Source organism: Phenylobacterium aquaticum, assembly GCF_947378715.1.
Lineage (GTDB): Bacteria > Pseudomonadota > Alphaproteobacteria > Caulobacterales > Caulobacteraceae > Phenylobacterium > Phenylobacterium aquaticum_A.
Genome location: NZ_CANCLE010000028.1, coordinates 19,494 through 30,166, shown reverse-complemented (window position 1 = coordinate 30,166; position 10,673 = coordinate 19,494). Strand labels below are relative to the sequence as shown.

At 68.7% G+C, this 10,673-nt stretch carries 17 protein-coding genes; 7 read left to right on the top strand and 10 right to left on the bottom strand.

Features of this window, described 5'->3' with window-relative positions; genetic code table 11:
* The 3 genes from Q7P21_RS06035 to Q7P21_RS06025 all read right to left on the bottom strand — a co-directional run.
* Window positions 1–395: hypothetical protein (locus Q7P21_RS06035; RefSeq protein ID WP_304176201.1), on the bottom strand; the 395-nt coding region annotated here is incomplete at its 3' end.
* Between the two features lie 122 nt (window positions 396–517).
* The gene (locus tag Q7P21_RS06030; RefSeq protein ID WP_304164009.1) at window positions 518–1,447 is read right to left on the bottom strand and encodes an SDR family NAD(P)-dependent oxidoreductase; all 930 of its coding nucleotides are present in this window, start codon (window positions 1,445–1,447) and stop codon (window positions 518–520) included.
* Between the two features lie 32 nt (window positions 1,448–1,479).
* Complete coding sequence (locus tag Q7P21_RS06025) at window positions 1,480–2,742, bottom strand: MFS transporter (protein ID WP_304164011.1); 1,263 nt, start codon at window positions 2,740–2,742, stop codon at window positions 1,480–1,482.
* 125 nt (window positions 2,743–2,867) lie between these two features.
* Here Q7P21_RS06025 and Q7P21_RS06020 point away from each other — a divergent pair, with 125 nt between their 5' ends.
* The gene (locus Q7P21_RS06020; RefSeq protein ID WP_304176199.1) at window positions 2,868–3,164 is read left to right on the top strand and encodes a hypothetical protein; all 297 of its coding nucleotides are present in this window, start codon (window positions 2,868–2,870) and stop codon (window positions 3,162–3,164) included.
* On the opposite strand, the gene Q7P21_RS06015 is transcribed toward Q7P21_RS06020, so the two are convergent.
* Both Q7P21_RS06015 and Q7P21_RS06010 read right to left on the bottom strand, forming a co-directional pair.
* A complete protein-coding gene (locus tag Q7P21_RS06015; protein ID WP_304164015.1) occupies window positions 3,145–3,405 on the bottom strand; it encodes a hypothetical protein in 261 nt (86 codons plus the stop codon). The genes Q7P21_RS06020 and Q7P21_RS06015 overlap by 20 nt on opposite strands.
* Complete coding sequence (locus Q7P21_RS06010; protein WP_304164016.1) at window positions 3,402–3,551, bottom strand: hypothetical protein; 150 nt, start codon at window positions 3,549–3,551, stop codon at window positions 3,402–3,404. The genes Q7P21_RS06015 and Q7P21_RS06010 overlap by 4 nt, the downstream gene beginning before the upstream one ends.
* Before the next feature lie 406 nt (window positions 3,552–3,957).
* Between Q7P21_RS06010 and Q7P21_RS06005 the strand changes: the two genes are divergently transcribed.
* From Q7P21_RS06005 to Q7P21_RS05980, 6 genes are all read left to right on the top strand, one after another.
* A complete protein-coding gene (locus tag Q7P21_RS06005; protein WP_304176197.1) occupies window positions 3,958–4,455 on the top strand; it encodes a GNAT family N-acetyltransferase in 498 nt (165 codons plus the stop codon).
* A 61-nt stretch (window positions 4,456–4,516) separates the two neighbouring features.
* Window positions 4,517–5,110: a DUF1285 domain-containing protein gene (locus Q7P21_RS06000; protein WP_304164019.1), complete on the top strand. Its 594-nt coding sequence runs from the start codon at window positions 4,517–4,519 to the stop codon at window positions 5,108–5,110.
* Window positions 5,111–5,159: 49 nt separating this feature from the next.
* Window positions 5,160–5,762 carry a CoA pyrophosphatase gene (locus Q7P21_RS05995; RefSeq protein WP_304176202.1) on the top strand — a complete coding sequence of 201 codons (603 nt, stop codon included), beginning with the start codon at window positions 5,160–5,162 and terminating at the stop codon, window positions 5,760–5,762.
* A complete protein-coding gene (locus Q7P21_RS05990; protein WP_304164021.1) occupies window positions 5,755–6,030 on the top strand; it encodes a hypothetical protein in 276 nt (91 codons plus the stop codon). The genes Q7P21_RS05995 and Q7P21_RS05990 overlap by 8 nt, the downstream gene beginning before the upstream one ends.
* A 26-nt stretch (window positions 6,031–6,056) precedes the next feature.
* The gene (locus Q7P21_RS05985; RefSeq protein WP_304164040.1) at window positions 6,057–7,277 is read left to right on the top strand and encodes a CCA tRNA nucleotidyltransferase; all 1,221 of its coding nucleotides are present in this window, start codon (window positions 6,057–6,059) and stop codon (window positions 7,275–7,277) included.
* Window positions 7,278–7,290: 13 nt separating this feature from the next.
* Window positions 7,291–7,998 (top strand): type 1 glutamine amidotransferase, encoded by a 708-nt coding sequence (locus Q7P21_RS05980; RefSeq protein ID WP_304164023.1) that lies wholly within the window; start codon window positions 7,291–7,293, stop codon window positions 7,996–7,998.
* Between the two features lie 43 nt (window positions 7,999–8,041).
* On the opposite strand, the gene Q7P21_RS05975 is transcribed toward Q7P21_RS05980, so the two are convergent.
* From Q7P21_RS05975 to Q7P21_RS05955, 5 genes are read right to left on the bottom strand one after another with little or no spacing between them, the layout of a single operon-like run.
* Window positions 8,042–8,449 carry a PIN domain-containing protein gene (locus Q7P21_RS05975; protein ID WP_304164025.1) on the bottom strand — a complete coding sequence of 136 codons (408 nt, stop codon included), beginning with the start codon at window positions 8,447–8,449 and terminating at the stop codon, window positions 8,042–8,044.
* Window positions 8,436–8,669, bottom strand: coding sequence for an AbrB/MazE/SpoVT family DNA-binding domain-containing protein (locus Q7P21_RS05970; RefSeq protein ID WP_304164027.1), 234 nt, complete (start codon window positions 8,667–8,669; stop codon window positions 8,436–8,438). The genes Q7P21_RS05975 and Q7P21_RS05970 overlap by 14 nt, the downstream gene beginning before the upstream one ends.
* 52 nt (window positions 8,670–8,721) lie before the next feature.
* Window positions 8,722–9,342, bottom strand: coding sequence for a GNAT family N-acetyltransferase (locus Q7P21_RS05965; protein ID WP_304176195.1), 621 nt, complete (start codon window positions 9,340–9,342; stop codon window positions 8,722–8,724).
* On the bottom strand, window positions 9,339–10,217 hold the full coding sequence (gene hemF, locus Q7P21_RS05960; protein WP_304164031.1) for an oxygen-dependent coproporphyrinogen oxidase: 879 nt from the start codon (window positions 10,215–10,217) through the stop codon (window positions 9,339–9,341). The genes Q7P21_RS05965 and hemF overlap by 4 nt, the downstream gene beginning before the upstream one ends.
* Window positions 10,214–10,669: a tRNA (cytidine(34)-2'-O)-methyltransferase gene (locus tag Q7P21_RS05955; RefSeq protein WP_368670130.1), complete on the bottom strand. Its 456-nt coding sequence runs from the start codon at window positions 10,667–10,669 to the stop codon at window positions 10,214–10,216. The genes hemF and Q7P21_RS05955 overlap by 4 nt, the downstream gene beginning before the upstream one ends.
* Window positions 10,670–10,673 lie beyond the last annotated feature (4 nt).

Here is a 10,673-nt window from a genome sequence, read left to right as displayed (position 1 = left end):
GGCTTGCCGGCCTTGGCGTCGGCGTGGGCCTTGCCCTCAAGCTCGGTCTTCATGACGTCCTTGATGCGCCGGGTTATCTCTTCCTGGATCGCGGTCTCCATGGAGGTCCGCGAGGTCTGGTCCATGCCGGCCAGGCCCTCCTCGGTCAGCCCCTTTTCCTGCAGGATCTGGGCGCGGATCTTGGCCTTGAGCGCCTCGAACTTCTGCTCCTGGGCCCAGGCGTAGAGCCCCTTCCTCTTCACCTCGTCGAGCAGTTGCTGCTGAGCGGCCTTGGCGGCGTCCGCCGCCGCCTTGGCCTTTTCCGCCGGGGTCTGGGGCTGGCCGGACGAGGTCGCAAGCGTCGGGGTCGAGGAGACCAGGCTGGCGGCGTTGAAGCCGGATACGGACATCGACATGGGGCGGCCTCCGGACGCGGGTTAACCACGCCAAGCAAGACCCGCGCCAAGCGGCCGAAATGGAAACGGCGGCGACCCTCTCGGATCGCCGCCGCGATAGCCAAATCAGTCGGGCTTCAGCCTCAGCCGGCGGTGGCGGGCTTCGGCGCCGGGGCTGCCTGAGGGGCGCGACCCAGGTCGTAGAATTTGGGGGCCATCTGCGGGACGGCTTCCTTCAGGATCGAATCAACGGTCCAGCCCTCTTCCTTGGTGCAGGTCTCGATCGGGCGAGGCTGCGAATAGAGGATGATGTTCTCGCCGGAGGAACCGAAGATCTGGCCGGAGACGCCGGCTGCGGCCGGGGCGACCATGGCGACGGAGAAGCGGGCCGGCTGGTCGGCGCGGATCTTCTCGGCCATCACGGCGCGGCGGGCGGCGGCGGCTTCGTCCTTCACCGGCACCGACTGGGTCATGCGGGTCCAGGCGACCGGGGCCAGGCAGTTGGAGCGCACATTGTTGCGCGCGCCTTCCATGGCGATGATCCGCGACAGGCCGGCGATGCCCATCTTGGCCGCGCCGTAATTGGCCTGGCCGACATTGCCGAACAGCCCCGAAGTCGAGGTGAAGAACATGTAGGCGCCGTCGTTCTGGTCGCGGAACAGTTCGATGGTCGCGCGGGCGACGTTGAAGCTGCCGCGCATGTGCACGTCGATGACCCGGTCCCAGTCGTCCTCGGTCATCTTGTGGAACATGACGTCGCGCAGGATGCCGGCGGGATTGATCACCGCGTGCAGGCCGCCAAAGGTGTCGCGGGCCTGCTCGACCATGCCTTGCACGGCCTTGTAGTTGGTCACGCTGTCGGAGTTGGAGGCCGCTTCGCCGCCGGCGGCGCGAATCTCCTGGGCCACCATCTCGGCCGGACCGGCCGAACCCTCGTCCTCACCCTTGAGGCTGCCGCCCAGGTCATTGACCAGGACCTTCGCGCCTTCGGCCGCGGCGATCAGGGCTGCTTCGCGGCCAATGCCGTTGCCGCCCCCCGTGACCAGAACAACTTTTCCTGAAAGAGCACCCATCAAATCATCTCCCTAAAAAATAATACCGCCAGCTATTCGAGCCGGTCGGCCTTGCGCAAGGCTGGAAACAGTCTGGCCCAGGCGCCGGTCACGATCAACGCGCCGACCCCGCCGAACACCGCCCCCCCGACCGGACCCAGGAACCGGGCCACGACACCGCTCTCGAATTCGCCCAATTCGTTGGAGGCGCCGACGAACAGCGAAGAGACCGCCGCCACCCGGCCGCGCATGTGGTCGGGGGTGACGATCTGGACCAGGGTCTGGCGGACATAGACGCTGAGCATGTCGGCCGCCCCCAGCACGGCCAGGGCCGCCACCGACAGCGGCAGGGAGCGCGACAGGCCGAAAACGATGGTGGCGGCGCCAAACACCGCCACGCCCCAGAACATGATCACCCCGGCGTTGCGGCGGATCGGGTGGCTGGCCAACAGGACGGCCACGGCAGTCGCGCCGATCGCCGGCCCGGCCCGCAGCAGGCCGAACCCTTCCGGCCCGATCTTCAGGATGTCGCGGGCGAACACGGGCAACAGCGCCGTCGCCCCGCCCAGCAGCACGGCGAACAGGTCGAGGGAGATCGCCCCGAACACGATGCGGTTGGTCCAGACATAGGCCAAGCCCTCCTTCATCAGCGCCCAGCGCGAGCCGGGCTGCACCTGCGGCCGGGCGTCGGTGGTGATGGTGGCGACGCAGAGGCCGGCCAGCACATAGAGGCCGGTGGTCACCACATAGGACAGGCCCGCCGACTGCGAGACCAGCACGCCGCCCAGGGCCGGGCCCAGGATCGATCCGCCCTGCCAGGCGAGCGAATTCCAGGCGATGGCGCGGGGCAGCAGGCTCTTCGGCACCAGCATCGGGCCCATGGCGGTCGACGAGGGCCCCATGAAGGCGCGGCTGGCCCCGAACAGGGCCGAGAGCCCCAGCAACAGGGGAATGGTCGCGAAATGGAAGATCGCCGCGCAGGCCAGGATCACCGCCGTGACGATCTCGCCGGCATAGCAGAGCAGCAGCACGGTCTTGCGATTGTGCCGGTCGGCGGTCTCACCGGCCGGCAGGGCCAGCAGGAACACCGGGATGAAGGCGGCCAGGCCGATCATGCCGACATAGAAGGCCGAGCGCTCGACGCTCATGGTCTCGCGGGCCACGGCGTACATCTGCCAGCCGAGCGCCACGCTCTGAATCTGCACCCCCAGGGTGGCGGCCACCCGGGCGGTCCAGAACATCATGAAGTCGCGGCGCTTCAACAGCGCGGAAACGGTGGTCTCAGGCGAGGCGTCAGGCGGGGAGGGGTCGGTCATGGGCCGCGCAACTTGGCCCGCGCAGGCCCCTGGGGCAATGGCGCGGCGGCTCGCATTTTTCGGTGGGCGCTATCAGCGGGGCTCGCGGTCCGTTACAGGCTGACGCCGTGGCGGGGGGCGGATTCGTGTCGGGCTGGCTGATCGGGGTCTTGGTCGAACTACCCGGGGAGCCCGCGCCGATCCGCCACTATTACGGCGTAGGCTTCGAGGACCGGGCCAAGTCGGAGTGGATGGCGCTGGACGCCGGCCAGCTGATCGGCCGTATCGCGTCGAGTCCCTACAAGGGCCAGGAGCCGGTGCAGATGCTGGGGCATCTGACGCCGGTCCGGATGAAGACGCTCGGGCTGAAGCCCGGCGAGGTGCGGGCGCTGGGTCCCAACTGGCCCCGGCGCTGGATCGAAGTTACTTCGCCGCCCCAGTGATTTCCTTGATCAGTTCCTGGACCCGAGCCTTCGCGCCCGACGCCCACATGGCGCGCAGGGTGGAGAGCGTCTCGGCCGCATGGTCTTCCATCCGCCAATCGCAGGCGACGAACTGGCAGTCCTTGAACACCGGAGCCTTGCCGCCGGAATAGACCATGCGGCAGTCGCGGAATTCACAGCCGTCGAAATATTCGCCGTCGAGGGTCAGGGTCTCGTGATTGTAGCTGATGGCGGTGGTCATGATGCGGATCCTTCGCCATTGCCGGCGTTGTCAGGGTTCTGAGCCGCCTTTTCGCTGGCCTTGGCTGCGGCCTTCTGGGCGGCCTTGATCGCCTTTTGGCGGTCCCGCTCCATGCGTTCGAACTGGTAGTTGGGCTTTCGGGCCATGAGCGATTCCTTTCGCGGCCGGCGAACAGGCTCGCCGACTTGGATCGTACGGTGAAGGGGAAAGGCCCTGAGAGGAGGGGCCGGACCCAGACGCCGAAGCTGATGCTCCGGCCGGTTGCGACAGCCGGGACCCCATTGGTGGCGACCCTGGCTAGACTGCTTCAGACGCATCCCAGAGCCCTTACGTCAAGGCCGAACCGGTCCGTGCTCGATTTTGCCGCGGCGGCCGAGCATTGACGGGAGGGGGTCTTGGCCCTATTTCGCCCCCTTCGATCATGCCGGATCCGACGTCCATGCGACGACTGCGACGAACCGGGCGCGCCAGCCGCGCCGTCTGACCTCCGCCCCGCACCTGGCCCCGCGCCGCGTGACGGGATCGTCGCATTTCGCGCTCAGAGTTCCTCACATGATCGCTTCCCAGACCGCCGCACCGGCGCCTGATATCCGTTTCGAACAACCCCACGACGACGCGGCCATCGAGGCCTTGTTGGACCACGCCTTTGGTCCTGGCCGGTTCGCGAAGTCGTCCGAGCGGGTCCGCGAATTCGCCGAGTTCCGTCAGGACCTGTCCTTCTGCGCCTGGGATCAGGGCCGGCTGGTCGGCTCGGTGCGCATGTGGAAGATCCGCATCGGCGACACCCCGGCCATCTTCCTGGGTCCGCTGGCGGTCCAGTCGGAGCAGCGCAAGGCGGGCGCCGGCGGGCTGCTGGTCGCGCGCGCCTGCCAGGCGGCGGAGGCGGCGGGCTCTCCGCTGGTGCTGCTGGTCGGCGACGCCCCCTATTTCCGGCGCTTCGGCTTCTCGGCGGACGAGACCCGGGCCGTGCTCATGCCCGGCCCCGTCGATCCGCGCCGGGTGCTGGCCCGGGGGGCGAGCGCCCCGCTGGTGGGCAAGGTTCGCGCCTGATCGACCGACCGAATGTCGGGGAGCGGTTGAGGTGCGGCCGGGGTGGCCCTAACTTGAAGCCATGGCGAGTTCAGACACCCAGACCGGCCTCGACGGCGTGATCGCCGCAGCCAAGGCCCATACCGAAAAAGGTCAGGCTCCCGGGCGCGGCCTGCCGCCCGTGCATCTGTGGAATCCGCCCCACTGCGGCGAGATCGACATTGTCATCAAGCGGGATGGCCTGTGGTTCCACGAGGGCACGCCGATCGGGCGCGAGGCCCTGGTGCGGCTGTTCTCCACGGTGCTGCGCAAGGACCCCGACGGCTACCACCTGGTCACCCCGGTGGAGAAGATGAAGATCACCGTCGAGGACGCGCCCTTCATCGCCGTCCGCGTCGACCGGGTCGGCGAGACGCTGAAATTCCTGACCAATGTCGGCGACGAGGTCGAGGCTGGGCCCGACAACGCCATCCGCGTCGAGATGGACCCGAAGACGGGCGAGCCGCGCCCCTATCTGCACGTCCGTCGCGGGCTCGAGGCGCTGATCGCCCGGCCGGTGTTCTATGAGCTGGTGGAGCTGGCCCAGGAGCGCGTGACGCCGGAGGGTCCCCAACTGGGCGTCGCGTCCAACGGCGCCTGGTATCCGGTCGGCCCGGTCGGGGCCCATTGTCTGTGAGCCGCCCGTCTTGAGCCCGGCCGCGCCTTCGCCCGAACTCCGCGACTGGATCATCGGCCACCTCGATCCCCTGGAAGAGGGCGCGTCAGCGCCGGGCGCCTCGGACTTCGACCTGTCGCCGCATGCCCGGCCGGCGTCGACCGAACCCCTGACGCTGGCCTCGGTGCTGGTCGGGCTGATCGAGCGCGACCACGGCTATTCGGTGCTGCTGACCCGCCGGGTCGACACCCTGCGCCGCCATGCCGGCCAGATCGCCTTTCCCGGCGGTCGACGCGATCCGGGCGAGACCCCCTGGGGCGCGGCCCTGCGTGAGGCCCATGAGGAAGTGGGGCTGCACCCCGACTTCGTGCAGTTGGGCGGCCTGTCCTCGCCCTACCAGACCGGCACGGGCTATCTGATCACCCCGGTGGTGGGGTTCATCCGGCCGGGCTTCAATCTGGTCGCCAATCCCGACGAGGTGGCGGACATCTTCGAGACGCCCTTTGGCTTCCTGATGGACCCGGCCAATCACGAAGAGCACGAGCGGGAAGGACCCAGTGGCGAGAAGCGGCGTTTCTACGCCATGACCCATGAGGATCGCTTCATCTGGGGCGCGACGGCGGGCGTGCTGCGCGCGCTCTACACCCGCCTCTATGGAGCCGCCCTTGCCTGAGGCCCTGGCCTGGCGCGCCCTGCTCGCAGCCACCCCTTTCGCCGTCTGGTTCCTGTGGCGGGCCGTGGCCCAGCGCACCGGCCGGCCCATGGGCTCGACCCCCTGGCCGTGGCTGGCGGCGGCGGGCGCCGTGCTGATGGGGCTTTCGCTGATGGCCACCGCCGTGCTCCATGGCGACAACCGCGGCGAGGTCTATGTTCCGGCCAAGGTCGCGGCCGACGGGCAGGTGTCGCCCGGCCGTTTTGAGAAGAGAGTAGCCCACAAGTGACCGAGACCATCGGCCAACGCCCCTGGATGACCACGCCTCAGGCGGTCGCCGTTTTGGACGCCCTTGAGGCCAAGGGCGGCCCGGGCTGCGCGCGGTTCGTCGGCGGCTGCGTGCGCAACACCCTGCTGAACCGCCCGATCGACGACATCGACATCGCCACCACCCTGACCCCCGACGAGGCCACGGCCGCGCTCGAGGCGGCGGGCCTGAAGGCTGTGCCCACCGGGGTCGAGCATGGCACCATCACCGCCGTGGCGGACGGCGCGCCCTTCGAGGTGACGACCCTGCGCCGCGACGTCTCCACCGATGGCCGCCGCGCCGTGGTGGCCTTCAGCCTGGATTGGGCCGAGGACGCCCAGCGCCGGGACTTCACCCTCAACGCCATCTATGCCGACCGCGACGGGACCCTGTTCGACCCGACGGGCCAGGGGATCGCCGACGCCCGGGCCGGCCGGATCATCTTCGTGGGCGACGCCATGACCCGGATCCGCGAGGACTATCTGCGCATCCTGCGGTTTTTCCGGTTCCTGGCCTGGTATGGCAAGGGCGAGCCGGACGCCAAGGCCCTGGCCGCCTGCAAGGCCTTGCGCGACACCCTCTCCGGCCGCCCGGCCGAGCGGACCATCAAGGAGCTGCTGAAGCTGCTCTCCGCCGAGGAGCCGCGCCCGGCCATGACCCTGATGCGCGAGACCGGCGTGCTGGGCAAGATCATGCCGTTCTGCAAGGACCTCGATCAGTTCAATGGCCTGGTCGAGATCGAGACCAGCCAGCTGTTCGAGAACGACGCCGTCCTGCGCCTGGCCACCCTGGTCCCCGATGACCAGGTCAGTGTCGCCAAGGCGGCCGAGAGCCTGCGGCTTTCCAACGACATCCGCGACCGCCTGGTCGCCGCCATGGGCAAGACCCCGCGCATCGCCAGCTGGATGAGCCCGCGCGAAAGCCGCCGCGCTGTCTATCAGGTGGGCGTGCGGGCCTTCACCGACCGGGTGAAGCTGGCCTGGGCGGGATCGCGCCGCACCGCCGCGAACCACCAGTGGCGGGGCCTGCTGGCGCTCGGCGAAAGCTGGGCCCCGCCGCCCTTCCCCCTGACCGGAGACGACGTGATCCACGCCGGCGTGCCCAAAGGCCCCATGGTCGGCGAGGTGCTGCGCGAGGTCGAGGACTGGTGGATCGACCACGACTTCCTGGACGACAAGTTCTCGGCCATCGAGAAGCTGAAGGCGGTCGCCCAGGGCATGGCCTACTGAGCGGGGGGTTCAAATGAGGCTCGCCATTCTTGAGACCGGGGTTCCGCCGGAAGGGGTTCGCGACCGCTTCGGCGACTATCCCTCGATGTTCCGCGCCCTGTTCGGCGAGGCGGCCTATGACTACCAGACCTTCGATGTGCAGGCGGGCCAGCTGCCGGCGCGGGCTGAGGACTATCCGGCCTATCTGGTCACCGGCTCGTCGGCCGGGGTCTATGACCCCTTGCCCTGGATTTCGCCGCTCAAGGACTTCCTGGTCGGGGCGAAGGGCCGCGCGGCCCTGGTCGGCGTCTGCTTCGGTCACCAGATCATGGCCGAGGCCTTCGGCGGCAAGGTGATCAAGTCGCCCAAGGGCTGGGGCATGGGCCTGCACCGCTACGAGGTCCACGAGGGCCAGCCCTGGATGGATGCGACCCCCGGCCTCGCCATTCCCGCCTCGCACCAGGACCAGGTGGTCGAGCCGCCACCCGGCGCGCGGGTGGTGGCGGCCAACGCCTTCACGCCCTTCGGCATGCTGGCCTATGGCGACCAGCCGGCGATCTCCGTCCAGCTGCACCCGGAATTCGAACCGGACTTCGCCAAGGCCCTGATCGAGAACCGCCGGGGCGTGCGGTTCTCCGACGCCGAGGCGGATGCGGCGCTCGCCACCTATGACGCCCCGGACGACCGGCTGCGGCTCGGCGGCTGGATCCAGGATTTCCTGAAGCGATCGACGACGGGCTGACCCGCCTTTCCCTCGCCGCGCTTCGAGGGGAGGGGCAGACGTCTCAGGATATGAACGGGTCGACCAAGGTGAGCCCGCTCGCGAGGGTCAGGCCAGGGTGCATGTCCTCGGTATAGATCACTCGGCATCCGGCGAGATCCGCCGCCGCCAGGATCGCGGCGTCATAGAGGTTCAACCTGTGGCGCTCAGCCAGATCGAGCGCCCGCTGATGGGTCGCCAAGGTCAGGGGCGCGACCTCAAGCGTGGCGATGAACACCTCAAGCGCTTCGCGGATATCGGCCCAGGGCGCGTGGAATTTCCGCGACGCCACGGCGGCGAACTCGTTCAGCACCTGGACGCTGATCACCCCGCCGTCGGCCAGCAGGGCCTCGCAGCGGTCGGCCTTCGTCGGGTCGGCGGAGAACAGATGGAGCAGGATATTGGTGTCGAAGAACGCCCTAGCCGCGCTCATTCGCCTCGAGCCGATCGAACTTGAAGTCGGCGGGGATCATGCCCCGGTGCTTGCGCAGGCGGGCCAGCAGTTCGGCCCGGCTGGGCGACTTGGCGATCTCGAAGGCGCGTTCGCCCGCCACCTCGATCTGGATATCATCGCCTTCCCGCAGCTTCAGGGCCTCGACGACGGCGGCTGGCAGACGCACGGCGAGGCTGTTGCCCCACTTGGCGACGATCATGGCGCTCTCCGTGGATATACTATGGAAAATGTATATCCATGGGGCGCGGACGTCAAAGGTCCAGCACCATCCACACGGTCCCCGGCCAGGCCGGCTCGACCTCGAAGCGGCGGAAGCCATAGAGGTCGTAGAACCTGAGCGCGCGCGTGTTGCCGCTGTTGCAGCCGAGATGGACGCCGGTCGCGCCCTGGACCTTCACGAGGCCGAGCCAGGTGGTGACCAGCGCCTCGCCCATCCCCTGGCCCTGCAGCCGGGGCAGCAGATTGATGTGCAGGTGGGCGGGATAGGCCTCGGTCAGAGGCCGGGGCGTCAGGATCGGTCGATGGATGCGGGCGGCCCGCTGCTGGTCGGCGTTGCGCTCGGCGAAGGGAACCGCGCGCGCATCGGGATGCAGGTCCCGCAGCCTTGGCCACCACTCGGCCTCCAGCCGCGCGTCGAAGGCGGCGGTGTCGAGGGTCCCGACCATATAGCCCGCCACGCCCTGGTCGTCCTCCGCCACCAGGGCGAGCTCCGGCGCCAGCACCGCATAGGGGGCGGCGTAGATGTCGCCGATGATCATGGGGTCGGCATAGAGGTGGCGAGCGTCGCCGCCGCTGGCCCCGGTGCGCAGGCAGATGTCGTAGAGGGCGTCGAGATCCTGCGGCCGATAGGGGCGGATCTCGGCCGGGCTCACAGCCAGGCCACCATGGGCGGCATGGACGACAGGATGGTCTCGATGTTCCCGCCGGCCTTCAGGCCGAACATGGTCCCTCGATCGTAGAGCAGGTTGAACTCCACATAGCGGCCGCGGCGCACCAGCTGCTCCATGCGGTCCTGGTCGGTCCAGGCCTCGGTCATGCGCCGGCGCACGATCTTCGGATAGACCTCCAGGAAGGCCTCGCCCACAGCGCGGGTGAAGGCGAAGTCGTGCTCGAAGTCGCCGGAATTGTGCCGGTCATAGAAGATGCCGCCGACCCCGCGGGTCTCCTTGCGGTGGGGCAGGTAGAAATATTCGTCGCACCAGGCGCGGTATTTCTGGGCCCATTCAGGATGGTGGGCGTCGCAGGCGGCGGCCAGGGCGGCGTGGAACTGAACGGCGTCCTCGGCTTCCTGGCTGCGCTGGGCCTCGACCATCGGGGTCAGGTCGGCCCCGCCGCCGAACCAGCTCTGCGCGGTCGACAGGAAGCGGGTGTTCATGTGCACCGTCGGAATGCGCGGCGACACCGGGTGGATGATCAGGCTGATCGAGGCCGAGACATAGGACGGGTCCTTGTCGGCGCCGGGCATCTGGGCTGCCATCTCCGGCGAGAATCGGGCGGTCGCAGCCGAGCTGTGGACCCCGGCCTTCTCGAACAGCCGGCCCTTCAGATGCCCGCCGATCCCGCCGCCGACGCCGGTCTCGCGGGTCCAGGGCCGCATGTCGAACCGACCGGGCGCGCCGGCGAACAGCTCGGGCGAGGCTTCGTCTTCCAGGGCTTCCAGCTCGGCGACGATGCGGGTTTGCAGGTCCTCGAACCACGCCTTGGCGCGGATGCGGCGGTCTTCGATCTCGGGGGGCAGGCTCGTCATGGGACCAGGGCCTTAGGCATTTGGCCGGTCTGGCGCAACGCCTCGGAGAGCGCGATGGCGGCGGACACCGTGACATTCAGCGACCGCATACCCGGCGCCAGAGGAATATAGACCCGCGCGTCACAGGCCTCATGCACGTCGTCGGGCACCCCGGCGCTCTCGCGGCCGAACAACAGGGCGTCATCGGGCCGGAAGACGAAATCGCCGAAAGCCTGGGCGCCCTTCGTCGTGAAAAGCACAATCCGCCCAGGGCAGTCCCGACGGAATTCAGCCCATCCAGGATGGCGTTTCACCACCCCAGGATCGCCATAGTCCATGGCCGCGCGGCGTATGCCCTTGTCGGACAGCGGGAACCCACAGGGCTCGATCACGTGCACCGGGGTCGCCAGACACGCCCCGAGACGAAGGGCCGCGCCAAGGTTTTGCGGAATGTCCGGTTGAAAAAGCGCCATGAGC